The sequence below is a fragment of the Saccharopolyspora tripterygii genome, assembly GCF_054778355.1.
Map to the genome: position 1 here is coordinate 96,043 of NZ_BAAGZP010000020.1, position 25,949 is coordinate 121,991.

Here is a 25,949-nt window from a genome sequence, read left to right on the forward strand (position 1 = left end):
GGGGCGTCCCCGACAAGCACAGGAGGCGGTGTGAACAGCTGGCGGACGCGGTTGACGCCGCCGTTGTTGGCGATCGTGTTCTCCGCGGTGCTCTGCAGCGTGGTGCTGCTGATCTCCGGGGCCGATCCGCTCGCGACGCTGGCGGAGATGATCGCGCAGGTCGGTCGTGGGACGACCGCCGTGGACATCATCAACACGGCGGGGGCGTACTACCTGGTGGCGATCGCGGCTGCGATCGGTTTCCAGATGAACCTGCTCAACATCGGCATCGAGGGCCAGTGCCGGCTCGCGGCGTGCGTCGCCGCGATCGTCGCCGGGTCGGTGAGCCTCCCGTTCGGGCTGCACGCCGCGCTCGTCGTGGTGGTCGGCGCGGTCACCGGAGCCGTGTGGTGCGGGATCGCCGCGCTGCTGAAGGTCTACCGCGGGGTGTCCGAGGTGATCTCCACGATCATGCTCAACACCCTGTCGATCGGCGTGATCGCCTTCCTGGTGCGGGTGTTCGGCGAGATGCGCGGCAACAGCCAGGGCACGGCCATCATCCCGGACAGCGGCATGGTGCCGGGCATCTCGCTCGGTGGCGCGGGAACGGTGTTCGGCCTGGTCCTGCTGGCCGTGCTGGTCGGCATCGGGTACGCGCTGCTGATGGACCGGACCCGCTACGGCTTCGAGCTGCGCGCCTCCGGGCTCTCGCCCACGGCGGCCCGCGCGGGCGGAGTGAACTCCAAGCGCATGATCCTGTCCGCGATGCTCATCTCCGGTGCGATCGCCGGCCTGGCCGGGCTCCCGGAGATCCTCGGCCGCGACCACACCTTCACCGTCAACTTCCCGACCGGCTACGGCTTCGCCGGCCTGGCCATCGCGCTGCTGGGGCGCAACCACCCGCTCGGCGTCGCCTTCGGCGCACTGCTGTGGTCGTTCCTGGACAAGAGCTCGCTGACGCTGGACAACATCGGCGTTCCGAAGGAGATCGTGACCATCCTGCAGGGAACCATCGTGCTGTCCGTGGTCGTCGCCTACGAGCTGGTGCGCCGCCGCGAGCTGGCCGCCGAGCAGCGGAGGGTCGGCAAGGCCCTGGAGACCGCTGAACCGGTCGCCGCGAGCGGAGGTGAGCGGGCATGACCGCCGCGCTTGAGGAGAAGGTCCCGGCCGCTCGCGGCGGCGGGACGAAGATGCCCGGCTGGGCCCGGGTGCTGCTGTGGGTCGTGGTCGGGTTCGTCGCGCTGTCGATCACCTCGTACCAGACCGGGGTGCCGCAGCTGACCGGTTCGGGCACGGTGCAAGCCGCCGTGCGACTGGGCATCCCGATCCTGCTGGCCGCGCTCGGCGGCCTGTGGGCGGAACGAGCCGGTGTGATCAACATCGGCCTCGAAGGCATGATGATCATGGGCACCTGGGGTGGTGCCTGGGCCGGCTACCAGTGGGGACCGCTCGCCGGACTCGTCGCCGCGGCCCTCTTCGGCGCGCTCGGCGGGCTGCTGCACGCGATCGCGACCGTGTCCTTCGGCGTCAACCACATCGTCTCCGGTGTGGCGATCAACCTGCTCGGCGCGGGCGCGGCGAAGTACCTCTCGACGCTGCTGTTCGAGCCGGTCTCGCAGAACCCGCGGCAGTCGCCGCCGGTGCCGAAGTTCGACACCTACTCGATGCAACCGCTGGCGACCTGGCTCCAGCAGCTGGAGGACATGCAGCGGGCGGTGATCTCCGACATCGCGGGCATCCTCGGCGGTCTCGTCTCCGGCGTCTCGCCGCTGACGATGCTGGCCTACCTGCTGGTCCCGGTGAGCTACCTCGTGCTGTGGCGCTCGCCGTTCGGGCTCCGGCTGCGGTCCTGCGGTGAGAACCCGGTCGCCGCCGAATCCCTCGGCGTGAACGTCTACCGGTACAAGTACCTCGCCGTGATCATCTCGGGTGCTCTGGCGGGCATCGGTGGCGCGGCGCTGATCCTCAACCCGGGTCAGGCCGGCTACCTGGAAGGCCAGACCAACAACCGCGGGTACATCGGCCTCGCCGCGATGATCTTCGGCAACTGGCGCCCGGGCGGTCTTCTCGGCGGTGCCGCGCTGTTCGGCTACTCCGACGGCCTGCAGCTGCGCAGCGGCGAGACCAGCGTGCACGCCCTGTTCTACGGTGCGACGCTGCTGCTCGTGGTGGTCGCGGCGCTGCAGGTCTGGCGGCGCAGCTGGTTCGCCGCCGGGATCTCGCTGGTGGCGTCGGCGGCGATGTACTCCGTCTACTGGTTCACCGACGAGCTGCCCGAGGAGCTGACCGCCTACACGCCGCACCTGGTCACGCTGGTCGTGCTGGGCGTGGCCGCGCAGCAGCTGCGACCACCGGAAGCCAACGGCCTGCAATACCGGAGAGGTGCCGACCAGTGACGGAGCCCGACTGGGACTCGTTGCGCGCCAAGGCCGTCGAGGCCGCCGCGCTGGCCTACTGCCCGTACTCCGGGCTGCAGGTCGGCGCGGCGGCCCTGTGCGACGACGGGCGCGTGGTGACCGGCTGCAACGTCGAGAACGGTTCGTACGGCGTGACGTTGTGCGCGGAGTGCACGATGGCCGGGCAGCTGCGGCTGACCGGCGGCGGCCGCTTCGTCGCCGTCGCCTGCCGCAGCGGCACCGGGGACCTGCTCATGCCCTGCGGTCGCTGCCGCCAGCTGCTGCACGAGCTCGGCGGCCCGGACTGCCTGGTCGACACCCCGCGCGGCCCGCTCCCGATGAGCCAGGTCCTCCCGGACGCCTTCGAGCTCTGAACCTCGGCGGGGTTCGGGGTTGGTGTGAGTGGTCGCTAGCGGTGTGGAGGTGTGGTTGTGTTTTCCACGGTTGAGGTGATCCGGGCCAAGCGCGACGGGTTGCGGCTCAGCGATGAGCAGATCGACTGGGTCGTCGACGCGTACACCAGAGGCGATGTCGCCGACGAGCAGATGTCCGCGCTGGCCATGGCGGTGCTGCTGCGCGGGATGACCCGGGAGGAGACCGCCCGGTGGACCGCGGCGATGGTCGCCTCCGGTGAGACCCTCGCGCTCGGCGGCGTCGGCAGGCCCACTGTGGACAAGCACTCCACCGGAGGCGTCGGCGACAAGATCACCCTGCCGCTCACCCCGCTGGTCGCCGCGTGCGGGGCGGCGGTGCCGCAGCTCTCGGGCCGGGGGCTCGGCCACACCGGTGGCACGCTGGACAAGCTGGAGTCGATCCCCGGGTGGCGGGCGAGCCTGTCGGCCGACGAGATCCGGGACCGGCTGCGCGACGTCGGCGGGGTGATCTGCGCGGCGACCGAAGGCCTGGCCCCGGCCGATCGCAAGCTCTACGCGCTGCGCGACGTCACCGGCACGGTGGAGTCCGTGCCGCTGATCGCCAGCTCGATCATGAGCAAGAAGATCGCCGAGGGCGTGGAGTCGCTGGTCCTCGACGTCAAGTGCGGCTCGGGCGCCTTCATGAAAGACCTGGACCAGGCCAGGGAACTGGCCACGGCACTGGTCGGCATCGGGGACGCCAACGGGCTGCGCATCAGCGCGCTCATCACCGGCATGTCGGTGCCGCTCGGCCGCGCGGCGGGCAACGCACTGGAGGTCGCCGAGAGCGTCGAGGTCCTGCGCGGCGGTGGGCCGCCGGACGTCGTGGAGCTGACCGTGGCGCTGGCCCGCGAGATGCTGCACCAGGCTGGAGTGTCCGATGTGGACCCGGCCGAGGTGCTGGCCGACGGTCGCGCCTACGAGGTCTGGTGCCGGATGATCTCCGCCCAGGGCGGGGATCCCGAAGCCGAGCTCCCGCAGGCCGCGCACGTCGAGACTGTCACCGCGCCCGCCTCGGGCGCGCTCACCCGGCTCGACGCCTACGCAGTCGGGCTCGCCGCGTGGCGGCTGGGCGCGGGCCGGGCTCGCAAGGAGGACGCGGTCGATCACGCGGCGGGCGTGCTGTGCCTGGTCAAACCCGGGGAGCGGGTGACCGAGGGGCAGCCGCTGCTGGAACTGCGCACCGACCGCCCCGACACCCTCGCCGGGGCCCGCGAAGCGCTCGCGGGTGCTTACGAAATCAGCGGTGCCGACGTGGAGTCGACACCGCTGATCCTCGACAAGGTCACCGCTGACCGATGAGATCCCGCTCCCCGCACCGCGATGCGAGGAGCGGAACGCTCGTCAGGCGCTTTCGGCGGTGAAGTCCTCGTCTCCGCCTTCGATGGCCTTGTTCTCGCCGTTGTTGTCCCGCTTGGCGCTCTTGGAGCGGCCGCGGCGCTGCTGACGGGGCAGCGTGGTGGGCGGCGGCGGGCTGGACTGGGCGCTGCCGCCGAGGATGAGCTCGGCGAAGGTGGCCATGGCCTCGTCCAGCTGGCCTGCGTGCCGCTGCTCGCTCTCCTCGTTGGCCTCGCGGACCAGGGAGTTGAGCTTGTCGGCGTCGGGGCGCTGGGACAGCGTTCCGGACAGCTGCGAGAGGTTCTGGGACAGAGTGCCGCCCAGCTCGCCCAGTCCGGTCTTGACGCCCTCCTCGACGTTGTCCAGCCGGGTGCTGACGCCCTGCTCGACGCTGTCGATGCGGGTGTTGACGTTGTCCTCGACCTGGGTGAGCCGGCCGGAGACCTGGTCCAGCCGGCCGGTCAGCGCCTCCAGGCGTCCGGCCAGGTCGTTGAGCTTGTCGGTCGGGTCCACGGCCGGGCGCTCGGCGAGGTGGTCCAGCTTGGCGTCCAGCTGGTCGCGGGAACCGGAAACGGCGTCCGCGAGCTCCTTCTGGGACGCGGCGAGCTCCTTCTGGGCCTCGTTGAGGTCCTTCTGGGTGCTGCCCGCGGACTCGGTGACCGCGCGCTGCAGAGCCTCGCGGGTCCCGTCGAGGTGCTCGTGCACGCCCTCGTCGATCTCGGCGAACCGGCCGCGCAGGCTGGTCTCCAGCGAGTCGACGCGGTCGCGCATCGGGTCGTTGACCGACGCGGGAAGGGCTTCGAGGCGGCTGTCCTGCTTGTCCAGGTGCGCGCCGAGCTCGTCCATGCGGCTGTGGATGTGGCCGAGCTTGTCCTCCAGGCCGTCCATGCGCCCGGACACGCCGTCCATCCGCCCGGCGACACCGTCGAGGCGGCCGTCGAGCTGGGCGAAGGGCTTGGCGAGCTTGTCCACCACGGCCTCGACGGCGCCCTTGAGGTCCAGCAGAGCGCCATCGTGCGCTTCGAGCTTGGACAGCGCCTCGTCGAGCCGCTCGGCGAGCACGCTGACCTCGGTGCGGTCGGGCAGCTCGGACAGGCGCTTGCGCACGGAGCCCAGGGACTCCAGCGGGGAGAGGCGGGCGTGGATTTCGTCGAGTGCGTCGAAAATCTGCTGCTGTTCGCTTTCGCGGATCTCAGCCGCACGCGTGAGCATGTTGCGCATGCGGTCGAACGACATGTTCTCGGTCACGGCTAGAGGCGTCCTTCGTCGAGGGGGGTGAGGACTTGAGAAGCGTAGCCACTCACTTCTCGCGCCCATAGCCGCCCCCCGTTACATTCCGCGACATTGATCGGCCAATTGGGTCTGATTGGCGGCATCCAGATGGGCTGTTCGCATCAGTGAACGGGCACTGAATGCTCCAAGAAACGTGATTGCCTCCATACGGGTGAGTTTTTTCGCGCAGGCCGTTGGGCCAATGGTTGGTGAACTTCGAACGGCGCAGTGGTGGAAGGCCGTTGAACTGCGATGAAGTCGTTGGGTGATCATGCGGTGGCACTGTGTGAGTCACCCCAACGGTGCGGGTAACGTAGTCGCATGTCGACACCGGTGAACCTGGAAAACATCCGGCAGGCGCCGAAGGTGCTGCTGCACGATCACCTCGACGGCGGGCTGCGTCCGCAGACCGTCCTCGAACTCGCCCACGAAGGCGGATATCCCGGGTTGCCGCACGACAACGCCGATGACCTCGCGCGTTGGTTCGTGACGGCGGCGGACTCGGGTTCCCTGGAGCGCTACCTGGAGACCTTCGCGCACACCGTGGGGGTCATGCAGACCGGCGATGCGCTGTTCCGGGTCGCGGCCGAAGCCGCTGAGGACCTCGCCGCCGACGGCGTCGTCTACGCGGAAGTCCGCTACGCGCCGGAACTGTTCCAGGAGCAGGGCTTGACCCTGGACGACATCGTGCAAGCGGTGCAGGACGGATTCCGCGAAGGAGAGCGCCGGGCCGCGGCCGCGGGCAAGCGAATCCGAATCGGCACGTTGCTCTGCGCGATGCGGCAGAACGCGCGATCCACCGAAATCGCCAACCTCGCGATTCGGTATCGGGACGCTCAGGTCGTGGGCTTCGACATCGCGGGTCCGGAAGCGGGATTCCCGCCCACCCGCAACCTCGACGCCTTCGAATACCTGCGGCAGCAGAACGCGCATTTCACCATTCACGCCGGTGAGGCGTTCGGATTGCCCTCGATCTGGGAGGCGATCCAGCACTGCGGCGCGGAACGGCTCGGGCACGGAGTTCGCATCGTCGACGACATCAAGGTCGACGACGACGGCACCGCGCACCTGGGACGGCTGGCCTCCTACGTGCGGGATCGCCGCATCCCGCTGGAGATGTGCCCGTCGTCGAACCTGCAGACCGGCGCGGCGGCCTCGATCGCCGAGCACCCGATCGGTCTGCTGGCCCGGATGCGCTTCCGGGTCACCATCAACACCGACAACCGGCTGATGAGCCATTGCTCGATGTCCAGCGAGTTCGCCGCGCTCCACGAGGCTTTCGGCTACGGCTGGGAGGACTTCCAGTGGTTCACGGTGAACGCGATGAAGTCGTCGTTCCTCGGGTTCGACGATCGGCTGGGGATCATCAACGAGCAGATCAAACCGAAGTATTCGGACATGTTGGCCTGACCGGTGCGCGGCGAGCGCTAGGCTGCGGGATCTCCGGCGGCACACCGTCGTGCCACCGGAGGCGACCGCAGCCGCTCGCCGCCGCGCGGTCCAGGAGGCGAAGGTGACCAGGGGCAGCGAACCCACGTTGATCGCATCGGTCCAGCGGGCCCTGCGGTTGCTGGAGGTCGTCGGTGAGCACCCGGGCGGGGTCACGGCGAAATGCCTTGCCCGCAGCACCGGATTGGCGTTGCCGACGACGTACCACCTGCTGCGCACCCTCGTGCACGAGGGCTATCTGGCCAAGCTCGATGACGGCGCGTTCATCGTCGGCGAGCAGGTGACCGGGCTGCACGACGCCGCGCTGGTGCAGCAGGTGCGCGGCAGGATCCGCGGTGTCATGGTCGAGCTCCGCGACGACCTCAGAGCCGCGATCTACCTGGCCCGCTACCGCGACGGCGAGGTGCAGGTCGACGAGATCGTCGACAGCCCGCGCACGCCGAGGGTCGACGCGTGGGTGGACTTCCGGGAGGCCGCGCACGCCACCGCCGTCGGCAAGTGCCTGCTGTCCGGCCTGAGCGAGGACGAGCGCGCCGACCACTTCTCCCGCTACCCGCCGGAGAACCTCACGCCGCGCACCGTCACCGGGTTGCGCGAGCTGGTGGGGCGTCCCGAGCAGTCGCTGGTCACCGACACCGAGGAGTACTCGCTGGGAACGGCGTGCCTGGCGGCGCGCGTGCAGTGCTCGGGCTCGCCGGTGACGCTCGCGATCTCGTTCCCGGCCCGCAGGCTCGCCGCCACCGGCGAGTACGTCCCGCCGCTGCGCTCGGCGGCCGGTGAGATCGCCCGGGCCCTGGCGCTGGCCGGCGGTCAGTCCGCCTGGAACTGACCCCTGGCTCGATCACCATCTGAAAAGCCGCGCCTTGTCAACTTCTCCGGCTCGTCGGATGATCTTCGAAAGCGGCCAGTGAGGGGTACCCGATGCCACCGGGCGACGAGCGGATGTTGCTGCGCGACGTCCGCGCCGGTTCGACGATCGCGTTCGCGGAGCTCTACGCCCTGCACAGAACCGCGGCCCGCGCCACGGCCCTGCAAGTCGCGGCGGTCCCGTCGGACGCCGACGACCTCGTCTCCGAGGCCTTCACCAAGATCCTCGACGTGCTGCGCAGGGGTGGCGGGCCGGATCGGGCGTTCCGCGCCTACCTCCTCACCACGATCCGCAACCTCGCGACGGCGTCGAACGCCAAGTCCCGCCGCACGTTCCTGGCCCCGGACCTGGAGGAGTTCTGCGAGCCGCAGGATCCGGCGCCCTTCACCGATCTCGCTGTCGACGAGCTCGAACGGGTCCGGGTGATCGAGGCGTTCTCCCGGCTCCCGAAGCGCTGGCGGCAGGTCCTGTGGTCGGTCGAGGTGGAGGACCAGACCCCGTCGGAGCTGAGCCGCCGCTACAACCTGAGCCGCAACAGCGCGGCGGCGCTGGTCTACCGGGCGAGGAAGGGGCTCCGCCAGGCCTACGACCGCAACGTCCGCACCCGGAAGCTCACCAGGACCGCCTGAGATCCCGCGGCCGCCGCTCGCGAGCAGGACGTTTCCGGGGGTTGGGGTGTGGGGTTGGGGTGTGTGGTGCGAGGTGTGGGGTTGGGGTGTGGGGGAAGTTTTCATGAAAACTTCCCCCACACCCCAACCCAACCGCACGGGTCGGGAACAACCGGGGATCGGGGACGCCTCGGGTTCCGGTCGGTTTCCGGGTCCCGGTCGGTTTCCGGTTTCCGGTTGGATTCCGGGTTCCGGGGTCTGGTCAGTGCTTCCGGAAGCGCTCTTCCAGTTCGGTCACGAGCCTGCGCCAGGTCTCGACCTCGGCGTCGAAGGGTGCGCTCGGGGGCATCCGGTTCGGGCTCGGGCGCAGGATGAACGACACGAGCCAGCCCAGCCGCTCCGAGGACTGGAGGGCCTTCTCGGCGCCGTCGTCGCCCGACCAGGCCGCCGCGTCCAGCAGCAGCTCCTCGGCGAGGTCCAACTGCGTGGAGTCCACTTCGGACGGACCTTCGGCGAGGTCGGCGTCCAGGCCGTTGAGCACGTAGGTGTTGTCAGACTCGACCTCGACCTCCAGCTCGCCCCCGACGGCCGCGTCGCGCAGCTGCTGCCAGGTGGCGACCCGGGCCAGGTCGGTGTTCTCGACGGCTTCGTCGTCGGCGAGGAACCGGGCCAGCGCGCGAGGCGAGGGGAACACGTCGATCTTGCCGTCGCTGCCGAGGAAGACCGGGTCGTCGCCGAGGTAGCAGCGCAGCGTGTAGAGCTCGCTGTCGCTGGTGATGATCTGGATCGGGTCGATGCCGATCTCGCCCCAGAAGCCGGGTTCGACCTCGTCGATCTCGTCGACGTCGTCGGAGGGCGTGGAGCGGGTGCTCTCCTCGTCGGGGTCGGTCTCGGTGGCCTCGGCGAGCTCGGACTCGGCGGTGGCGACCGCGTCGGCGGGCACGTCCGGGGTGGTCACGACGGAGTCGACGGCGTCGAGCACCTCGTCCCAGCGCTCCACCACGACCTTGCACAGCTCGTTCCAGCGCTTCTGGCCGTCGCGGCCGTTGAACGCCAGCATCCCCTGGTTGAGCAGGGAGAACCCGTCGGCCGCGTCGAGGACCTCGTCAACGGCGTCGAGCTCGCACACCTCGGCCAGCGACCGGGTGATCTCGACGATCTCGGCGAGCTCGGCGACGGTCCAGGTGTCCAGCGGCTCCGCGACGAGCTCCGGGACGCCGACCAGGTCGAACTGGTGGTCTTCGTCGGGGCTGAGCTCGACGGCCGACAGCGCGGGCACCACGTGCCACGCCGGGTGGTCGTCGAGATCGTGCTCCCGTGCTGTGCGCACGAACGCGGCGAGCCGCGCGGGATCGGGGAATCCGTAGAGGTCGTCCCCGTATCCGAGGAACGCTTCCCACTCTTCCCCATCTTCGCGCCAGTGCGGTGCCCACAGGGTGACGACGTCTCCCTGCGGCAGCCCGAGCTCGATGGGGACGATGTCCTGCGCCATCTCTCTACCTCCGGTCACCGGAACCAGACCCCGCGGGAGCCTACGGGTTGGCCGCGGACGGCTTGTGCCCTGGTCCGGTGTCACCGTAGCTGGTTCGATCATTGCAACGGTCGACGGAACAGTTGGTAACGATCATTCGTCGGCGCGGGCACTTCGGGGCAATCGGGGTCCCCTGATCGGCCCAGCGCGCTCACCGCTCGTCGGCGAAGTCCCCATTGGCGGTACCGCACGGGTGCGCCGCAGGCGACCATGATCGGAATGTATGTCACGGAGCTGTGGACTCAGATCGTGCAATGGCTCGAACGACATGCGCCGGTCACCGCAGCAGCCCTTCGCCCACCCACCCGGGAGCCGGATTTCACCGAGTTGGAGGCCGAGTTCTCCGTCGAGATCCCGGGTGATCTGCGCGCGCTGTGGCTCAGCTGCGGTGGGACCGTGGACGAGTTGGCCGATGTGCTCCCGCCCTTCTACACGCCCTACGGCGCCGATCAGGCGTTGTCGGCGTGGCGCGATCACCGCAAGACCTGGGCGGCGCAGTGGGAGCGGCCGGCCTGCGACTACTACGCGGGTTCGCCGGGCTCCAGCTTCCACCCGTCGTGGATCCCGATCGCGGGAGACGGTTTCGCCGACGAGCTGGTGGTCGACCTGCGCCCGGGGCCGTTGCGCGGGTGCGTCCTGGAGTGGGAGCAGGAGCACGCGCAGGTTCTGCGGCCGGAGTGGCAGGGCATCACGGCGATGCTCTCCGACGTCCACCGCTCCCTGGTGGAAGGCGCGCCCGCCGGGCACAGCTACCCGACGGTGACCGAGGACGGCCGCCTGGACTGGCAGATCCGCTGAATGAGATCCCCATCGGAATTCCGGTGGGGATCTTTTATGACCTACTAGTTGGCGACGCACACTAGTCGGTGCTACGTTCTAGTCATGGCGGAACGGACGACGACGGCCAGGCAGACGCAGTGGCTGCGCGGGGTGCTCGACCTCGCGGTGCTGGCCCTGCTGGCCGAGGGCGGCGAGGGCTACGGCTACACGCTGCTTCAGCGGCTTGCCGAGGCCGGGCTGCCGGACATGAAGGCAGGGACGCTCTACCCGCTGCTCAACCGGCTGGCCGCCGACGGCCTGCTGCAGGCCGAGTGGCGGGCGGGCGAAGGCGGTCCGGGTCGGAAGTTCTTCTCGCTGACCGATCAGGGCCGCGCCGCGCTGGCGGAGATGGGACCGAAGTGGGTCGAGTTCGCCCGGAACTCGATCACCGTTGTGGAACGAGGGGTGCAAGCATGATGACGCTGGACAAGTACACCGATGACCTGCACAGGGCGCTGCGCTTTCACGAGATCTCCGGCGACCGCACGGGCGAGGTGCTCGCCGAGGTCGAGGCGCACGTGGCCGAGACCGGGGAGGACCCGGTGGACGCGTTCGGGAAGCCGCGCGACTACGCGCGGCAGGTCGCCGCGCAGCTCGACCCGTCCACCGGCAAGCGCTCGACCGGCGGCATCGTGGTCTCCTTCATCGTCATCGCGACCCTGGCCCTGTTCGGCCAGAGCTTCTTCGGCGACGGGCTCGCGCTGGACGAGGCCGGGGTGGTCTACACGATGCGCGACGTCGTGTCGAAGCCGCTGCTGCTGGTCGCGGTCATCGGGGTGGCCCTGCTGGTCTACCTCGCGCGCACGGCTTCGGAGAACAACAAGCTCTACGGCGGCGGGGCCGTTCTCGCGCTGATCGCGGGCTTGGGCGCCCAGGTGCTCTGCAACAACAACCTCGACGACGCCACGCCGGTCATCACCGCCCCGAGCCGGCTGATCCTCGCCCTCGGCGTCGTCTTCCTCATCGGCATGTTCGCGATGCTCGCGCACTCCATCCGGCGAGGCCGGGTCCGGTACCCGAAGAAGAACTGACCCCTCGCGGGTGTCCGCAGGCCTCAGGTCCCCACCGGGTGCCAGACGGTCTTGATCTCGGTGAAGGCGCGCAGCCGCTGCAGGTCGGGTTCGCCGGTCCAGTCGGGTTCTCCCCGGACCGGCAGCACCCGCTTGACGGTGTCGGCCGCCGAGCGCGCGAGCTCGCCGCGCAGCTGCTGCGGGGCCCCAGTCGGGTCCAGCGCGTTGACGTCGGCGTGCGAGGCCAGCCACGGGCCGAGTTCGGCCGCCCGCCCGCTCAGGACGTTGACCACGCCGCCGGGGACGTCGGAGGTGGCCAGCACCTCGGCGAGGGTGATCGCCGGCAGAGGTCGCTCACCGGAGGCGACGACCACGCAGGTGTTGCCCGCGGCGATCACCGGAGCCACCACGCTGATGAGTCCCAGCAGCGACGACTCCTGGGGCGCGAGCACTCCCACGACACCGGTCGGTTCGGGCGTGCTGAACGAGAAGTACGGTCCCGCGACCGGGTTCGACGCCCCGAGCACCATCGCGATCTTGTCGGTCCACCCCGCGTACCAGACGACCCGATCGATCGCGGTGTCCACCGTGGACAGAGCCTCCTCGCGGGAGACGCCCTCGGCGGCCGAGACCTCGGCGGCGAACTGCTCACGCCGCCCCTCCATCACCTCGGCGATGCGGAACAGCACCTGTCCCCGGTTGTAGGCGGTGGTGCCGGACCAGCCGCCGAACGCCTTGCGCGCGGCGGCGACGGCGTCGCGCACGTCCTTGCGGGAGGCGTGCGCGACGTTGGCCAGGAACTCCCCGTCGGCACCGCTCACGGCGAACACCCGTCCCGATTCGGAGCGCGGGAACGCGCCACCGATGTAGAGCTTGCAGGTCCTGGCGACGGCCACCCGGCCGGGAACGTCAGACATCGAGGTACGCCTCCAAACCAGCCCGGCCGCCCTCTCGGCCGAACCCGGATTCCCGGTAACCGCCGAAGGGCGCGGTCGGGTCGAACCGGTTGAACGTGTTCGCCCACACCACCCCGGCGCGGAGCTTCTGGGCCGCCCACAGGATCCGCGAGCCCTTCTCGCTCCACACCCCGGCCGACAGCCCGTACGGGGTGTTGTTGGCCTTGGCGATCGCCTCGTCCGGAGTCCGGAACGTCAGCACCGACAGGACCGGGCCGAAGATCTCCTCGCGGGCGATCCGCATCGACTGGTGCACTTCGGAGAACACCGTAGGTGCGAAGAAGAATCCGCGTTCGGGCAGCTCGCACGGGCTGCTCCAGCGCTCGGCACCTTCAGCGGCAGCGCCGTCCGCCAGCTCGGTGATCTTCGTCAGCTGCTCGGCGGAGTTGATGGCGCCCACGTCGGTGTTCTTGTCGAGCGGGTCGCCCACGCGCAGCGTGCTCACCCTGGCGCGCAACTTCTCCAGCAGCTCCTCGGCCACGCTCTCCTGCACCAGCAGGCGAGAACCCGCGCAGCACACCTGGCCCTGGTTGAAGAAGATGCCGTTGACGATGCCCTCGACGGTCTGGTCCAGCGGCGCGTCGTCGAAGACGATGTTGGCGGCCTTGCCGCCCAGCTCCAGCGTCAGCTCCTTGCCCGTCCCGGCGACCGTGCGCTGGATCTGCTTGCCGACCTCGGTCGAACCGGTGAAGGCCACCTTGTCCACATCGGAATGACCCACCAGCGCGGCCCCGACATCACCCGCGCCCGCGACGATGTTCACGACCCCGGCGGGCAGCCCGGCCTGAACGCAGATGTCGGCGAACACCAGGGCGCTCAGCGGCGTGGTCTCAGCGGGCTTGAGCACGACGGTGTTCCCGCAGGCCAGAGCAGGTGCGATCTTCCACGCCAGCATCAGCAGCGGGAAGTTCCACGGGATCACCTGGGCGGCCACGCCCAGCGGCTTCGGGTTCGGCCCGAAGCCGGCGTAGTCGAGCTTGTCGGCCCAGCCCGCGTGGTGGAAGAAGTGCGCTGCGGCCGTGGGGACGTCGACGTCGCGGGCTTCCTTGATCGGCTTGCCGTTGTCCAGCGTCTCCAGCACCGCCAGCTCGCGGCCGCGCTCCTGGATCAGCCGCGCGATCCGGAACAGGTACTTCGCCCGCTCCTTGCCCGGCAACTTCGACCACACCTCGTCGTACGCGCGGCGAGCGGCCGCGACCGCGCGGTCCACGTCGCCGGTGTCGGCGGAAGACACCTCGGCGAGGATTTCCTCCGTCGCCGGGTTGAGGGTCTTGAGGGGCTGGCCGCCGCCGTCGACGAACTCACCGCCGACGAACATCCGGTAGTTCGGCTTGAGGTCGGCGAGCTCGCGCGATTCCGGCGCGGGCGCGTACTCCCAAGGGCTGGTCATCCGTCCACCGCCACGTAGTCGGGGCCGCTGTAGTGGCCTTCGAGCTGGGTTCGCCGCTGCATCAGCAGATCGTTGAGCAGGCTCGACGCGCCGAACCGGAACAGGTCCGGGTCGAGCCATTCCGGCCCGGCGACCTCGTGCACCGCCACCAGGTAGCGCACCGCGTCCTTGGTGTTGCGGATGCCGCCGGCAGGCTTGACGCCGCGCAGCTCACCGGTGGTGTCCCGCCAGTCGCGCACGGCCTGCAGCATCAGGTGCGTGACGGGCAGCGTCGCGGCGGGGGAGACCTTGCCGGTGGAGGTCTTGATGAAGTCGCCCCCGGCCAGCAGCGCCAACCACGAGGTCCTGCGCACGTTGTCGTAGGTCGCGAGCTCGCCGGTCTCCAGGATGACCTTCAGGTGCGCGTCGCCGCAGGCGGCCTTGACGGCCTTGATCTCGTCGAATACCTGCCCGTAGCGCCCGGCCAGGAACGCACCCCGGTCGATGACCATGTCGATCTCGTCGGCGCCCTCCGCCACCGCGTGCTCCACGTCGGCGAGCTTCACCGCACGCGCGGCTCGCCCGGACGGGAACGACGTGGCCACCGACGCCACGTGCACACCGGACCCGGCGAGCTCGTCGACGGCGGTGGCGGCCAGGTCGGAGTACACGCACACCGCCGCGACCTGCGGAACCCCGGCCTGATCGGGGTCGGGTCGCATCGCCTTGGCGCACAGCGCCCGGACCTTGCCCGCGGTGTCGGCCCCTTCCAGCGTCGTCAGGTCGACCATCGAGATGGCGGTGTCGATGGCCCACGTCTTCGAGGCCTTCTTGATGCTCCGAGTCGCCAACCCGGCCGCCCGCTGCTCCAGTCCCACCTGGTCAACGCCGGGAAGACCGTGCAGGAAGCGGCGCAACGACCGGTCGTCCCGCACGGCGTCGTCAAGGTCGAACGGCGTCCATGCCATACCCGCAGTCTAGGTCGCCGACGGCGCCCCACGTCCCCGGTGGAGCGATCACGCCAACATCGCGCGACGGCGCGCGCGGAGTTCGGGGTTCGGTGCGGCGGACACGAGAACTGCGGCAATCGTCGTCGCGATTGCCGCAGTTCTCCCCTGGCGCCCACCGGAGGTGGCTGTTCTCCGGTGGGCAGGCGCGGGTCAGGAGGAACCCGTCCTCGCGGCGACTCCGTCCTCGAATTCGCCGTCGACATCCTGGTAGCGCATGACGCGTCCTCCTGATCGCCCACGCGCGGCGGCGCGAGTTCGCGGGCCGCGCGTGGGGAGAAGTCCAGCGCAAGCTGTCGATCGGGTGGAAGTCGTTCGTTCTCGTGTCGCCCGGTGCGACTAGTTCAGGCCCTTGTCACACAAATCGACGATGCGCGGGCCGCCCGCGTTGGCTTTGCTGAACAGGTCGCGGTCTTGAGCCGCACGACCCGCGTGGGGGCAGGCGGGTTTCTTCCGGGTGGCGCGTTGCGCTGCCGCTCGCCGGGTACTGGGGAGGCCGAATGCCCGAGAACGCCGCTGTCACACCCGTTCACCGTGCTCGAGAGGGCGCACCGGAGTCATCGCCGGAGGTGGACCCGAGCTCGGACGAACTCGTCCAGCACCTGGTTCGAGCCCTGGTCCGCCGCGTCGCCGAGATCACCGGTCAGAGCCGGGTTCCGCGCCGCCCCCTGATGGACACCGCTGAACTGGGCGTGCGCTGCGTCCTGCTGCCGATCACGCCGCCGGTCGCCGAGCTGCTGAGCCCCCGCGAAGCCGAGATCGCCCGCATGGTCGGCCTCGGCTACACCAACCGAGCGATCGCCACGGTCCTCGACATCAGCCTGTACACGGTCTCCGCGCACATGCGCAGGATCTTCACCAAGCTCGGCGTCGGCTCAAGAGCGGCGATGGTCGCAGCCCTCTCCAACAACCCGGACCTCTACACCCAATGACCAGGCACAACCCGGGTTCTCGCCGACGGCTCGGGTTCAGCCGAACGAGGCATTTCCCAGTTTTAGTCCAAACCGAGGACCCTTCGCGCCCGAAATATCCGCTCAGTTATGACTAAAACTGGGAACGGCCGAGCCCCTCGCGACGCGACCCGGGGATCAAGCCGTCCACGGCACGAGGCAGGGGATCAGCGCCGGGGGCGGAGGGTGGTGAGGAAGTCGTTCCAGCGGTCGGTCGAAGGCGAGGGTGCCGCCGGTGCGGTCCTTGGTGTTCCGGACACCGACGACGTCGGCGGTCACGGCGACCTCGACGCACGAGGCGTTGCTGGCGCTGCGAGTCGACTTCCGCCACGTCTCCCGGCTGAACTCCACGCAGCGATCGTAGGTGGTCGTGGGGGTGGGGAAGTTTTCATGAAAACTTCCCCACCCCCACGAACCCGGGTCATCACGTTCGAACCCTTCGTGATCAGCTTGAAGCTGTCGTCCCTGCTCAGCGCGTTCTGCATCGCATCCGCGTGTGCCAGTGCGTACTCACGGGTCATCAAGGGGCCGGCGATGAGTTGCGTTGATGTGACGGTTTCCTGCCAGAGGTCGGTGGGAAGTCACCCGCTCGGAAAGGTCATGAGGAAGAAGCCCGAACCGCCCATCGCCGGATGTCCGGTCGCTTCGAAGGGCACGACTCGGATGTCGATCGATTCGGGCTGTTGTTCCATCAACATCGCGAGGTGTCTGAGCTGTTCGCGGTGAACCTCGGGCCCACCCACCGTTGGCGAATCGCGGCTTCGCTCATGACCGTGGTGATCTGAAGCGGGTCGTCCGCTATGAGTCTGCGAGCGCGGGTGAGTCGGCACTGCACACGGCGATCCACCTCGGCGAGCCGCAGATTGGGTGCACCCGCATCGATGATCGCGCGGGCGTACGGCGCGGCTTGACGTGGTCCGGCACCAGGTCGCTGTCGTAGGTGCGGAGGCTTTCCGCGCCGTGCTCGAAGCCGAAGAAGCGCAGGAGTTCGTCGTTGAAGGGCTGAGTACTTGCTCCACCATCCACGATGAGTGGCTTGTTCTCGGAGTTCTTCGGCTTCGTCGGCGTCGATCTCGTAGAGCTCGATCAGCTTGTTGAGCCGGTCCTCGGCGAGGTTCTTCTTCCCGTTCTCGACGTCGGACAGGTACGCGGCCGCGACACCGGTCTGCTTGGCGGCGTTGGCGGACCTGCGAGACCTGCTGCTGACGGCCACGGCGACCTGAGACCGCCTCCAGTCGCCGCCCTACCGCGGCAACGGCTGACCCTCACCCCTCACAGGGACGCTCCCCGCGATTTCTTCGCGCACAGGACCTCGCCGCGATCCGGCGGGCACGGGCAGCGCTGCGCCTCGGACGAGATCGTCCACCAGGTTCGCTCGTTCGGCTGTCGCGAACGGGGAGTGACCTGGTTCGGATGTGGGTAGGTGACGGGGGGAGTTGGTTCTTCCGCGTCTTGTGGAGGTCTGCGATGAAGGCCGTCGTCTACCAAGAGCCCTACCGGGTGGCCGTTGACGAGGTGGAGCGCCCGGCGATCGGGCATCCCAACGACGTGATCGTGCGGGTGACCTCGACCGCGATCTGCGGTTCCGATCTGCACATGTACGAGGGGCGCACCGCCGCCGAGCCCGGGATCGTGTTCGGGCACGAGAACATGGGCATCATCGAGGAGGTCGGTGACGGCGTCTCCGGCCTGAGCCGCGGTGACCGCGTGGTGATGCCGTTCAACGTCGCCTGCGGGTTCTGCAAGAACTGCATGGCGGGCAACACCGCGTTCTGCCTGACGGTGAACCCCGGGTTCGCCGGTGGCGCCTACGGCTACGTCGCGATGGGCCCCTACACCGGTGGGCAGGCCGAATACCTGCGGGTGCCGCACGCCGACTTCAACTGCCTGAAGCTGCCTGCCGGCGGCGATCACGAGACGGACTTCGTGCTGCTGGCCGACATCTTCCCGACCGGCTACCACGGTTGCGAGCTCGCGCAGGTCGCGCCGGGTGAGAGCGTCGCGGTCTACGGAGCCGGCCCGGTCGGCCTGATGGCCGCCTACTCGGCGCTGCTGCGCGGAGCGTCCCGGGTGTTCTGCGTGGACCGCGTGCCGGAGCGGCTGGCCAAGGCCGAGGAGATCGGCGCCATCCCGATCGACTTCTCGCAGGGCGACCCGGTCCAGCAGATCAAGGACCAGACCGACGGCGAGGGGACCGACAAGGGCGTCGACGCCGTCGGCTACCAGGCGCAGAGCGGCGACGCCTCCAAGGAGGAACCCGCCGTCGTGCTCAACTCGCTGATCGAAACCGTGCGCCCGACCGGACGCCTCGGCGTTCCCGGCCTCTACGTGCCCGCCGACCCCGGCGGTCCCTCGGAGGAGGCGAAGAAGGGGATGCTGCTGGTCTCCATCGGGAGGATGTTCGAGAAGGGCCAGGTCGTCGGCACCGGCCAGTGCAACGTCAAGCGCTACAACCGGCAGCTGCGGGACATGATCATCGCGGGCCGGGCCAGGCCGAGCTTCGTCGTCTCCCACGAGTTGTCGCTGGACGACGCCCCGGACGCCTACACCAAGTTCGACAAGCGCATCGAGGGCTACACGAAGGTCGTCCTGCACCCGTAGTCCTGCGATCGAGGACACGTCCGCCGCAGGTCGGTGCCTCGGGGGTGGAAAACGGCCGTTACTGTTGTCGGTCATGAACGTTCGGGTCGTGGACCACCCCCTGGCGAAGTCGCGCTTGTCGACGATGCGCGACGCGCGCACCAACAGCGCCGCGTTCCGGGCCGCCTTGCAGGAGCTCACGCTCATGCTCATCTACGAGGCGATGCGCGACGCCGAGCTGGCGGAGGAACCCATCCACACGCCGGTCGCCAGGACCACCGGCTACCGGATCGGGAACCCGCCGCTGCTGGTCCCCGTGCTGCGCGCCGGGCTGGGCATGGCCGACCAGGCGCACCGGATGATCCCGGAAGCGCAGATGGGCTTCGTCGGGCTCGCCCGCGACGAGGAGACGCTGCTGCCCACGCCCTACCTCGAATCGCTGCCCGCCGACCTGACCGGCATCCCGGTCCTGGTGCTGGACCCGATGCTGGCCACCGGCGGTTCGATGGTGCACACCATCGAGCTGCTGGTCGAGCGCGGCGCCACCGACGTCACGGCCATCTGCACCCTCGCCGCGCCGGAGGGCGTCCGGCGGCTGGAGGAGTCCGGGCTGCCGGTGAGCGTGGTGACCGCGAGCATCGACGACCGCCTCAACGAATCCGGTTTCATCGTTCCCGGCCTCGGCGACGCCGGAGACCGCGAGTACGGAGCGGTCTGAGGGAACACCCCCGGCCCTCGCTCCCGCTCCGACACCGGCGCGGGGCTCGGTCGCAACGCGAAGTTCAGGACTAGTTCGGGCGTTTGATCAGCGCCCGTTCGTCCCGTTCGTGGCACGCTGAGTTCGTGGTTTCACCGCGAAGACACACGAACCGCTGGTCGGTGGTGCTCGGTGCGGTCGCCGCCGGCGTGCTGGTCCGCAGCGCGCGCACCATCCGCCAGACGCGCACCATCGCCGCGCTGCGCGCACCCCGGACCGGGGCCGTCGCGCCACCCCAGGTCACCGTGGTCGTCCCGGCCCGCGACGAAGCCGGGGTGCTCGCCGACTGCCTGCGCTCTATCGTGTCGCAGACCCACGGATCCGAGAACGAAGCGCTGCTCAGGGTGGTCGTCGTGGACGACGGCTCCACCGACGCGACCGGCGAGATCGCGCGCGAGTTCGCCCGCCGCGACCCGCGCGTCGTGCCGGTCAGGGTGGATTCGCCACCGCCGGGCTGGGGCGGCAAGGTGCACGCGATGCACGTCGGCGTGGAGGCCGCCGGTCCACCGGAGGCCGGGGAGTGGCTGCTGTTCCTCGACGCCGACACCGTCGCCGCGCCCGACCTGCTCGGACGCCTGCTGGCCACCGCCGAGTCCATCGATGCCGACCTCGTCTCCACCCCGGGCGGCCCGCCACCGGGCCGTTCGGCCTCCTGGCCGCTGCTGATGCCGCCAGGGCTCCAGCTGATCGGCGAGAACGCCTCGCCGGACGGGCGGGGTCGCAAGGCCTTCGCGATCGGGCACTGCATCCTGGTGCGCCGATCCCACTACGCGAAGGTCGGGGGGTGGGCCTCGTTCGCCGCGATCCGCAACGAGGACGTCGCCCTGGCCACCGCGGTGCGCGACCACGGCGGCACCACGCGCACCGTCGACGGCCTCGACCACCTGCGCACCAGCGGGATGGACCCCTTCGGCCAGGGCTGGGCGTCGTTCCGCAAGAGCTTCGTCGCAGGCACCAAGGGCTCGGCGCCGCTGCTGGCCGCCATCGGCGCGGGCCAGATCGCGATGTCGCTCGCCGCGCCGCTGTCGGTGCTGGTGGGGCGCGGGCGCAGGCCGGTGCTGACCGCGGTCGGGCTCGCCGGCTGCGCCGCGCAGACCGCGGCCCACGCGGGGACCGCCCGGTTCATGCGGTCGAACCCGGAGCTGGCGCTGCTGGCCCCGATCAGCGGGACGCTGTTCGGCGTGCTCCTGCTCGACGGCGCGTTCCGCGCCCATCGAGGGCGTGACCAGTGGAAAGGTCGGCGTTCGACGTTCTAGAAGAGCGGCCCGGCCGGATGGGCCGGCCGGGCCAGGACGTCGAGAAGGGTCTTCAGCGGGTCAGCCGACTGAACCGCTTTGCAGTCTGCGCATCGCGATGGGTGCGCCTGCCAGGTCCTCCTCGTTGCACATCAGCTTCAGGTCGTAGTACGGGGCGCCGTCTCGATCGTCGTAATCCAGATGAACTGCGATCACATCGATAGGTTCGCCTAGCCAGTTCTGGGCCTCGCGAAGCCACTTGGCGGAACGTTCCAAAGCCGCCGGTAGGTCGTCATCACGGAACTCGACCGGCCGGTAGGGAACGCCCTGTACCTGGTCGTGAGGACCAGAGGGCTCGGGGAGATCCACGGAGACGCCGGAGTCATCGAGTTCGAGTCGGATCGTTTCCTCACTCACTGTCGCAGGGTAACGCGTTCGGCCCGGGAAATGCTGCTGGAGGGGCCTGCGGATTCGTCATAGCCCACAACGAACGGGTGGCCGCCGATTACGATGAGCGAAGGTGCGGGGCGCCCCGAACATCGCACGTGATGAGGGAAGGCGGGCTTTGTCCGGGGCGCCCCGCCGTCGTCGGGGGACGCGCCCCGACGACACGATCAGGCTACTTGAGGCACCCTGACCAAGATCAACTGGGTGGTCTCGGGACCACCCTATGTCATCAGCCCCGCGGCGACGGTCGCGCCCAGCTCCCAGCAGGAATCCAGGTCGGAACGCTCCGGCGTGCCCAGGACGATCGCCGGTTCGGCCGCCTGCTGCCAGCCCAGTCCCGTGGTGATCGAGGAGATCGCCCGCTGAGCCCCCTCGACGCCCTCGTTGCCGTGCAGGTAGTAGCCGAACGGCCGGCCCGACGTGGAGTCCAGGCACGGGTAGTAGACCGTGTCGAAGAAGTGCTTCAGCGCCCCCGAGATGTAGCCCAGGTTGGCGGGAGTCCCCAGCAGGTAGCCGTCGGCGTCGAGCACGTCGGAGGCCGTGGCGCTCAGCGCCGCGCGGCGCACCACCTCGACGCCCTCGATCTCGTCCGTCGTCGCGCCTGCCACCACCTGCTCGAACATCGCCTGCATCCCCGGCGACGGCGTGTGGTGCACGATCAGCAGCTTCGGCATCTACTCCTCCACCAGGGACCTCACGGCCCCGGTCAGTTCCGCGAGCCGGTCCGCCGCGCGCTGCTTGGCCTCTCCCAGCGGCAGCTCGCCGACCTGCTCGACCACTTGCAGGTAGCACTTGAGCTTGGGCTCGGTGCCCGACGGGCGGATCACCACGCGCAGCCCGCCCTCACCGGTGATCACCAGCGCGTCGGTGTCCGGCAGCAGGTCCCGGGTCTCGGTGGCCGTGCTCGCCAGCTCCTGAGGCGGATCCTCGCGCAGCCGCCGCATGATCCGCGGGATCACCGACAGGTCCGTCACGCGGACCGACACCTGGCCCGTCTGGTGGACGCCGTGCTCGGTCGACAGCTCGTCGAGCAGGTCCAGCAGGTGATCGCCCGAAGCCAGCAGGCTCGCCGTCAGGTCGCAGGCCAGCACCGCAGCCGAGATGCCGTCCTTGTCGCGGACCCGGTCCGGGTCGACGCTGTGCCCGAGCGCCTCCTCGTAGGCGTACACCAGCCCGGTGCCCTCGCCATCGCCCGCGCGCACCAGCCACTTGAAGCCGGTCAGCGTCTCGGCGTAGCGGACCCCGAACTCGGCCGCTATCGAGCGCAGCATGCTGGAGGAAACGATCGTCGTGGCCACCAGCGGGTCCGGCGTCGATTCGTCCAAGGTGGACAGCAGGTGCCAGGCCAGCAGCACGCCTGTCTCGTCGCCGCGCAGCATCCGCCAGGTGCCGCCCTCGCGCACGCCCAGCGCGCACCGGTCGGCGTCCGGGTCCAGCGCCACCGCCAGATCCGCGTTGATGTCCTCCGCCAGCTGCAGGAGCTCGTCGGTCGCGCCGGGCTCCTCCGGGTTCGGGAAGCCCACGGTCGGGAAGTCGGGATCCGGTTCGGACTGCGAGGAAACGAAGTGCACGTCGTCGAAGCCCGCTCCGTGCAGCGCCCTTCGCAACACCTTCGCGCCGACGCCGTGCAGCGCCGTCGCCGCCACCCGGACCTCCCGGTCGCCACCGCGAGGCAACGCCGACACCCGCGCCAGGTAATCGTCCAAACCGGACTCCAGCGGAGTCCAGTTCTGCTTGCGCGACACCGATTTCGACGCGGGCGTCTTCGCGATCGCCGCCTCGATCTCGGTGTCCGCCGGGCCGATCAGCTGAATCCCGCCACCCAGGTAGAGCTTGTAGCCGTTGTCCTGCGGCGGGTTGTGCGACGCGGTGATCTGGATGCCCGCGACCGCCTCCAGCGCGCGCGTCGCGTGCGCGACCACCGGTGTGGGCAGCGGCTCGGGCAGCATCCGGACGTCGAAACCCGCTGCCACCAGCACGCTCGCGGCGTCCTTGGCGAAGTCGTCCGATCCGTGTCGCGCGTCGCGGCCCACGACCACCGTCCCGCCGCCGAGTCCCTGCTGCACCAGCCAGCTCGCGACCCCGGCGGTGGTGCGCACGACGACGGCGCGGTTCATGCCGTTGGCGCCCGCGCGAACCGGCGCGCGCATTCCGGCCGTGCCGAAGCGCGGCATGCCGGACATCCGGTCGGCCAGCTCGGGCGAGTCGAGAAGTCCCCTCAGCTCGTCCTGGGCGCGGGAGTCGACGTCGTCGGCGATCCACTGCTCCGCGGCCGCCCGGACATCCGGATGGGTCACGCCGCCTCCAGCAACGACCGCAGCAGGCGGCCCATCCGCGAAGCCGAGACGCGGCCCGCCTCCAGGACTTCCTCGTGGTTCAACGGCTGACCGCTCAGCCCGGCCGCCAGGTTCGTCACCAGCGACAGGCCGAACACCTCGGCGCCCAGCGAACGCGCGGTGATCGCCTCCAGGACCGTCGACATGCCGACGAGGTCCACGCCCAGCGTGCGCAGCATCCGGATCTCGGCGGGCGTCTCGAAGTGCGGTCCGGGAAGTCCCGCGTAGACGCCTTCCTCCAGGGAGGAATCGATGCCGCGCGCCAGTTCCCGCAGCCGAGGGGAGTAGAGGTCGGTCAGGTCCACGAAGTTCGCGCCCACCAGCGGCGAGAGCGCGGTCATGTTGATGTGATCGCTGATCAGCACCGGCTGCCCGACCTGCATGCCCTCGCGGATGCCGCCGGCCGCGTTGGTCAGCATCACCGTCCGGCAGCCCGCCGCGACGGCGGTCCGCACGCCGTGCGCGACCTTCACGATGCCGTGGCCCTCGTACATGTGGGTGCGGCCGAGGACGACCAGCACGCGCTTGTCGCCCACCCGCACCGAGCGCATCTTCCCCGTGTGGCCGACGGCGCCGGGTTTGGCGAAGCCCGGCAGCTCGTCCATGCCGATCTCGGATTCCGGCGTGCCGATCTCATCGGCGGCGGGTTGCCAGCCGGAACCGAGGACGACGGCCAGGTCGTGGCTGTCAGCGCCGGTGAGCTCGGCGAGCTTCGCCGCGGCCTCGTGGGCGATGGCGGACGGATCGGAAGAGTTCGTAGCGGTCACGGCCGGGCAGCTTAGTCTCTCCGCATTTTCGACGCGTGGTCGTCCGCCTCACCAAGTCCCGGTTTTAGTCCAAACTGAGCCGACATTTCGGACATGATCATGGCTCGGTTTGGACTAAAACTGGGAAATGTCCATCGGTTGGGTGTCCGGAGGCCGGGGGCGGGGCGTTAGCTGCTCGGGGTGAAGGTGGGTAGGACTTGGTTGAGGAGTTCCTCCGCCGTGGCCTGTCGCTCCGGAGTGGTGGTCACCCGGATGATCCAGAGGTCGTCGCCGACCTTCTTCAACGCCGCGGTCGTGCGGCGCTCGATCTGGTCGGCCGGAGAGGCGAGCAGCTGCTGGACCGTCGTCGTGTAGTCCACCCTGCGGGTGTCGCCGACCGTGCGGAAGCCGTTGACGCGCACGTCCGCGGCCGGACCGCCGATGGCCTGCGCGAGCTGCGCCTCGTAGCTGTCCAGCGTCTTGCTCCCGGAGAAGTACTCGCCGTAGCGCTGGACCGCGACCTGGCTGGAGCCGTCCTCGGACACGAACGCCACGACCGAGTTGTTCGCGATGTCGTTGCGCTCGCTGTGGAAGGTCCGCCACCCGGCAGGCGCCATGATCGCGAACTCGCCGCCGCTCGGAGCGTTCGTGTGCTTCGCGGTCTCGCTGCGCTGGGCCAGCGCCGGGAGCGCCGGAGACGGGTCCGAGGTGGACGGTGGGTCCTGGCCGGGCAGCAGCGGTTCGCCCGCCAGCACGCGGGTCGTCGCGAACGACACGACCAGCGCCGAGGCGAACAGCAGCAGCCCGGCCATCACCAGCCCCACCGCGCGCAGCGGACGTCGCTTCTTCTTCGGCGGGTCGTGCAGCGTGAACGGCGGCGGACCCGGATCGGCCGCCAGCGGCGCCGCACCCGACTGCTGCGGAGCGGGCGGGGCCGGGGGCTGCTCCTGCGAGGTGTTCTGCAGGACCCGCTGCCGGACCCGGACGGTCGGCGCTTCGGGATCCAAGAGCATCGAGAACGGCCGGGCGCCCGGTTCCGGGAGCAGGTGCTGCAACCGGCGCCGCGCCTCGGTCAACGGCAACCGCTGCGCCGGGTCCTTGACCAACAGCGCCCGGATCACGTCGCCCACCGCGCCCGGCCGGTGCAGCACCGGAACGGGCCCGCGGACCACCTCGGTGACCGTCGCGAGCGGGTCGTCGCCGACGTCGTAGGGCGGACGGCCCTCGGCGGCGGCGAACAGCGTCGCGCCCAGCCCCCACAGGTCGGCGGCGGCGGTGACCGCTTCACCCGCGGCGACCTCGGGGGCGATGTAGGCGGGAGTTCCCAGCAGGATCCCGGTGTTGGTCAGGGTGTGCTCGGCGATGTTGCGGGAGATCCCGAAGTCGCTGACCTTCAGCCTGCCGTCGTCGCCGATCAGCACGTTGCCGGGTTTGACGTCGCGGTGCACGATCCCGGCCCGGTGCGCGGCGTCCAGACCCGCTGCCACGCCGTCCGCGATCACCGCGAGCTGGTCGTCGTTGAGCGCGCCGTGGTCGTCGAGGATGGCCGCCAGGCTCTGCGACGGGACCAGCTCCATCACCACGAACGGCTCGTCCTGCTCGCGTGCGACGTCGTAGAGCGTCACCACGTTCGGGTGGGACAGCACCGCGATGGCGCGGGCCTCGCGCAGCGCGCGTTCGCGCAGCTCGGCTGCCTCTTCCTCCGGCATGCCGGGCGCGAGCTTGACCTGCTTCACGGCCACCGGGCGGTGCAGCAGTTCGTCGGTGCCGTACCACACGGTGCCCATCGCGCCGCCGCCCAGCTTGCGCTCCAGGCGGTACCGGTCGGCGATCAGCCGGCCGATGCCGGCGAGGGTGTCTTGGTTCTCGGTGGGCACTGCCAC

At 69.8% G+C, this 25,949-nt stretch carries 26 protein-coding genes and 1 pseudogene; 15 read left to right on the forward strand and 12 right to left on the reverse strand.

Annotated features, from left to right (window positions below; genetic code table 11):
- The first annotated feature begins 30 nt into the window (after positions 1-30).
- The 4 genes from ACYVF3_RS16385 to ACYVF3_RS16400 are packed head-to-tail and all read left to right on the forward strand — an operon-like array spanning position 31 to position 4,090.
- Positions 31-1,119, forward strand: coding sequence for an ABC transporter permease (locus ACYVF3_RS16385; RefSeq protein ID WP_461155093.1), 1,089 nt, complete (start codon positions 31-33; stop codon positions 1,117-1,119).
- Positions 1,116-2,375 (forward strand): ABC transporter permease, encoded by a 1,260-nt coding sequence (locus tag ACYVF3_RS16390; protein ID WP_461155094.1) that lies wholly within the window; start codon positions 1,116-1,118, stop codon positions 2,373-2,375. The genes ACYVF3_RS16385 and ACYVF3_RS16390 overlap by 4 nt, the downstream gene beginning before the upstream one ends.
- A complete protein-coding gene (locus tag ACYVF3_RS16395; protein WP_461155095.1) occupies positions 2,372-2,749 on the forward strand; it encodes a cytidine deaminase in 378 nt (125 codons plus the stop codon). Before ACYVF3_RS16390 ends, ACYVF3_RS16395 begins: the two co-directional genes overlap by 4 nt.
- 51 nt (positions 2,750-2,800) lie before the next feature.
- Positions 2,801-4,090, forward strand: a complete 1,290-nt coding sequence (locus tag ACYVF3_RS16400; RefSeq protein ID WP_461155096.1) for a thymidine phosphorylase — start codon at positions 2,801-2,803, stop codon at positions 4,088-4,090.
- Between the two features lie 42 nt (positions 4,091-4,132).
- Here ACYVF3_RS16400 and ACYVF3_RS16405 read toward each other — a convergent pair whose 3' ends face one another.
- Complete coding sequence (locus ACYVF3_RS16405) at positions 4,133-5,362, reverse strand: hypothetical protein (protein WP_461155348.1); 1,230 nt, start codon at positions 5,360-5,362, stop codon at positions 4,133-4,135.
- 357 nt (positions 5,363-5,719) lie between these two features.
- Here ACYVF3_RS16405 and ACYVF3_RS16410 point away from each other — a divergent pair, with 357 nt between their 5' ends.
- The 3 genes from ACYVF3_RS16410 (at position 5,720) to ACYVF3_RS16420 (ending at position 8,344) form a co-directional block, all read left to right on the forward strand.
- The gene (locus ACYVF3_RS16410) at positions 5,720-6,808 is read left to right on the forward strand and encodes an adenosine deaminase (protein WP_461155097.1); all 1,089 of its coding nucleotides are present in this window, start codon (positions 5,720-5,722) and stop codon (positions 6,806-6,808) included.
- A 103-nt stretch (positions 6,809-6,911) separates the two neighbouring features.
- On the forward strand, positions 6,912-7,676 hold the full coding sequence (locus ACYVF3_RS16415) for an IclR family transcriptional regulator (RefSeq protein ID WP_461155098.1): 765 nt from the start codon (positions 6,912-6,914) through the stop codon (positions 7,674-7,676).
- Positions 7,677-7,768: 92 nt separating this feature from the next.
- Entirely contained in the window at positions 7,769-8,344 is a 576-nt protein-coding gene (locus ACYVF3_RS16420; protein ID WP_461155099.1) for an RNA polymerase sigma factor, read from the forward strand.
- A gap of 241 nt (positions 8,345-8,585) precedes the next feature.
- Here ACYVF3_RS16420 and ACYVF3_RS16425 read toward each other — a convergent pair whose 3' ends face one another.
- A complete protein-coding gene (locus ACYVF3_RS16425) occupies positions 8,586-9,815 on the reverse strand; it encodes a primosomal protein (protein ID WP_461155100.1) in 1,230 nt (409 codons plus the stop codon).
- Positions 9,816-10,073: 258 nt separating this feature from the next.
- Here ACYVF3_RS16425 and ACYVF3_RS16430 point away from each other — a divergent pair, with 258 nt between their 5' ends.
- From ACYVF3_RS16430 to ACYVF3_RS16440, 3 genes are all read left to right on the forward strand, one after another.
- Positions 10,074-10,652, forward strand: coding sequence for an SMI1/KNR4 family protein (locus tag ACYVF3_RS16430; protein WP_461155101.1), 579 nt, complete (start codon positions 10,074-10,076; stop codon positions 10,650-10,652).
- Between the two features lie 84 nt (positions 10,653-10,736).
- Positions 10,737-11,090, forward strand: coding sequence for a PadR family transcriptional regulator (locus ACYVF3_RS16435; protein ID WP_210970450.1), 354 nt, complete (start codon positions 10,737-10,739; stop codon positions 11,088-11,090).
- Positions 11,087-11,704, forward strand: coding sequence for an HAAS signaling domain-containing protein (locus ACYVF3_RS16440; RefSeq protein ID WP_461155102.1), 618 nt, complete (start codon positions 11,087-11,089; stop codon positions 11,702-11,704). Before ACYVF3_RS16435 ends, ACYVF3_RS16440 begins: the two co-directional genes overlap by 4 nt.
- Before the next feature lie 23 nt (positions 11,705-11,727).
- Here ACYVF3_RS16440 and ACYVF3_RS16445 read toward each other — a convergent pair whose 3' ends face one another.
- The 3 genes from ACYVF3_RS16445 to deoC are packed head-to-tail and all read right to left on the reverse strand — an operon-like array spanning position 11,728 to position 14,976.
- Positions 11,728-12,600 carry an aldehyde dehydrogenase family protein gene (locus ACYVF3_RS16445; protein ID WP_461155103.1) on the reverse strand — a complete coding sequence of 291 codons (873 nt, stop codon included), beginning with the start codon at positions 12,598-12,600 and terminating at the stop codon, positions 11,728-11,730.
- A complete protein-coding gene (locus ACYVF3_RS16450; RefSeq protein ID WP_461155104.1) occupies positions 12,593-14,029 on the reverse strand; it encodes an aldehyde dehydrogenase family protein in 1,437 nt (478 codons plus the stop codon). Before ACYVF3_RS16450 ends, ACYVF3_RS16445 begins: the two co-directional genes overlap by 8 nt.
- Positions 14,026-14,976, reverse strand: a complete 951-nt coding sequence (gene deoC, locus ACYVF3_RS16455; protein ID WP_461155105.1) for a deoxyribose-phosphate aldolase — start codon at positions 14,974-14,976, stop codon at positions 14,026-14,028. Before deoC ends, ACYVF3_RS16450 begins: the two co-directional genes overlap by 4 nt.
- 608 nt (positions 14,977-15,584) lie before the next feature.
- Between deoC and ACYVF3_RS16460 the strand changes: the two genes are divergently transcribed.
- Positions 15,585-15,947, forward strand: coding sequence for a response regulator transcription factor (locus ACYVF3_RS16460; RefSeq protein WP_461155106.1), 363 nt, complete (start codon positions 15,585-15,587; stop codon positions 15,945-15,947).
- 156 nt (positions 15,948-16,103) lie between these two features.
- On the opposite strand, the gene ACYVF3_RS16465 is transcribed toward ACYVF3_RS16460, so the two are convergent.
- Together ACYVF3_RS16465 and ACYVF3_RS16470 are read right to left on the reverse strand one after the other, a co-directional pair.
- Entirely contained in the window at positions 16,104-16,316 is a 213-nt protein-coding gene (locus ACYVF3_RS16465) for a DUF397 domain-containing protein (RefSeq protein WP_461155107.1), read from the reverse strand.
- Between the two features lie 230 nt (positions 16,317-16,546).
- Positions 16,547-17,109: pseudogene (locus ACYVF3_RS16470) on the reverse strand (Scr1 family TA system antitoxin-like transcriptional regulator).
- Here ACYVF3_RS16470 and ACYVF3_RS16475 point away from each other — a divergent pair.
- The 4 genes from ACYVF3_RS16475 to ACYVF3_RS16490 all read left to right on the forward strand — a co-directional run bounded on the left by ACYVF3_RS16475 (position 17,060) and on the right by ACYVF3_RS16490 (position 20,558).
- Positions 17,060-17,188 carry a hypothetical protein gene (locus tag ACYVF3_RS16475; RefSeq protein ID WP_461155361.1) on the forward strand — a complete coding sequence of 43 codons (129 nt, stop codon included), beginning with the start codon at positions 17,060-17,062 and terminating at the stop codon, positions 17,186-17,188. The pseudogene ACYVF3_RS16470 and the gene ACYVF3_RS16475 sit on opposite strands and share 50 nt — an antisense overlap.
- A gap of 244 nt (positions 17,189-17,432) precedes the next feature.
- Entirely contained in the window at positions 17,433-18,566 is a 1,134-nt protein-coding gene (locus tag ACYVF3_RS16480) for a glutathione-independent formaldehyde dehydrogenase (RefSeq protein WP_461155108.1), read from the forward strand.
- Between the two features lie 73 nt (positions 18,567-18,639).
- Positions 18,640-19,263: a uracil phosphoribosyltransferase gene (gene upp, locus ACYVF3_RS16485; RefSeq protein ID WP_461155109.1), complete on the forward strand. Its 624-nt coding sequence runs from the start codon at positions 18,640-18,642 to the stop codon at positions 19,261-19,263.
- Positions 19,264-19,388: 125 nt separating this feature from the next.
- Positions 19,389-20,558, forward strand: coding sequence for a glycosyltransferase family 2 protein (locus ACYVF3_RS16490; protein ID WP_461155110.1), 1,170 nt, complete (start codon positions 19,389-19,391; stop codon positions 20,556-20,558).
- 60 nt (positions 20,559-20,618) lie between these two features.
- Here the strand turns inward: ACYVF3_RS16490 and ACYVF3_RS16495 are convergent, their stop codons facing one another.
- The 5 genes from ACYVF3_RS16495 to ACYVF3_RS16515 all read right to left on the reverse strand — a co-directional run bounded on the left by ACYVF3_RS16495 (position 20,619) and on the right by ACYVF3_RS16515 (position 25,949).
- Positions 20,619-20,954 carry a hypothetical protein gene (locus ACYVF3_RS16495; RefSeq protein ID WP_461155111.1) on the reverse strand — a complete coding sequence of 112 codons (336 nt, stop codon included), beginning with the start codon at positions 20,952-20,954 and terminating at the stop codon, positions 20,619-20,621.
- Between the two features lie 251 nt (positions 20,955-21,205).
- Complete coding sequence (locus ACYVF3_RS16500; RefSeq protein ID WP_461155112.1) at positions 21,206-21,658, reverse strand: flavodoxin family protein; 453 nt, start codon at positions 21,656-21,658, stop codon at positions 21,206-21,208.
- A complete protein-coding gene (locus ACYVF3_RS16505) occupies positions 21,659-23,281 on the reverse strand; it encodes a phospho-sugar mutase (RefSeq protein WP_461155113.1) in 1,623 nt (540 codons plus the stop codon).
- Complete coding sequence (locus ACYVF3_RS16510) at positions 23,278-24,087, reverse strand: purine-nucleoside phosphorylase (protein WP_461155114.1); 810 nt, start codon at positions 24,085-24,087, stop codon at positions 23,278-23,280. The genes ACYVF3_RS16505 and ACYVF3_RS16510 overlap by 4 nt, the downstream gene beginning before the upstream one ends.
- Before the next feature lie 167 nt (positions 24,088-24,254).
- A complete protein-coding gene (locus ACYVF3_RS16515; protein WP_461155115.1) occupies positions 24,255-25,949 on the reverse strand; it encodes a serine/threonine-protein kinase in 1,695 nt (564 codons plus the stop codon).

What these genes read in the sequence shown, in the direction of transcription:
- ACYVF3_RS16390 (WP_461155094.1), top strand. Translation starts at nt 1,116, where the DNA reads ATGACCGCCGCGCTTGAGGAGAAGGTCCCGGCCGCTCGCGGCGGCGGG.
- ACYVF3_RS16405 (WP_461155348.1), bottom strand. Translation starts at nt 5,362, where the DNA reads ATGTCGTTCGACCGCATGCGCAACATGCTCACGCGTGCGGCTGAGATC.
- ACYVF3_RS16410 (WP_461155097.1), top strand. Translation starts at nt 5,720, where the DNA reads ATGTCGACACCGGTGAACCTGGAAAACATCCGGCAGGCGCCGAAGGTG.
- ACYVF3_RS16420 (WP_461155099.1), top strand. Translation starts at nt 7,769, where the DNA reads ATGCCACCGGGCGACGAGCGGATGTTGCTGCGCGACGTCCGCGCCGGT.
- ACYVF3_RS16425 (WP_461155100.1), bottom strand. Translation starts at nt 9,815, where the DNA reads ATGGCGCAGGACATCGTCCCCATCGAGCTCGGGCTGCCGCAGGGAGAC.
- ACYVF3_RS16430 (WP_461155101.1), top strand. Translation starts at nt 10,074, where the DNA reads ATGTATGTCACGGAGCTGTGGACTCAGATCGTGCAATGGCTCGAACGA.
- ACYVF3_RS16435 (WP_210970450.1), top strand. Translation starts at nt 10,737, where the DNA reads ATGGCGGAACGGACGACGACGGCCAGGCAGACGCAGTGGCTGCGCGGG.
- ACYVF3_RS16440 (WP_461155102.1), top strand. Translation starts at nt 11,087, where the DNA reads ATGATGACGCTGGACAAGTACACCGATGACCTGCACAGGGCGCTGCGC.
- ACYVF3_RS16445 (WP_461155103.1), bottom strand. Translation starts at nt 12,600, where the DNA reads ATGTCTGACGTTCCCGGCCGGGTGGCCGTCGCCAGGACCTGCAAGCTC.
- ACYVF3_RS16450 (WP_461155104.1), bottom strand. Translation starts at nt 14,029, where the DNA reads ATGACCAGCCCTTGGGAGTACGCGCCCGCGCCGGAATCGCGCGAGCTC.
- deoC (WP_461155105.1), bottom strand. Translation starts at nt 14,976, where the DNA reads ATGGCATGGACGCCGTTCGACCTTGACGACGCCGTGCGGGACGACCGG.
- ACYVF3_RS16480 (WP_461155108.1), top strand. Translation starts at nt 17,433, where the DNA reads ATGAAGGCCGTCGTCTACCAAGAGCCCTACCGGGTGGCCGTTGACGAG.
- upp (WP_461155109.1), top strand. Translation starts at nt 18,640, where the DNA reads ATGAACGTTCGGGTCGTGGACCACCCCCTGGCGAAGTCGCGCTTGTCG.
- ACYVF3_RS16500 (WP_461155112.1), bottom strand. Translation starts at nt 21,658, where the DNA reads ATGCCGAAGCTGCTGATCGTGCACCACACGCCGTCGCCGGGGATGCAG.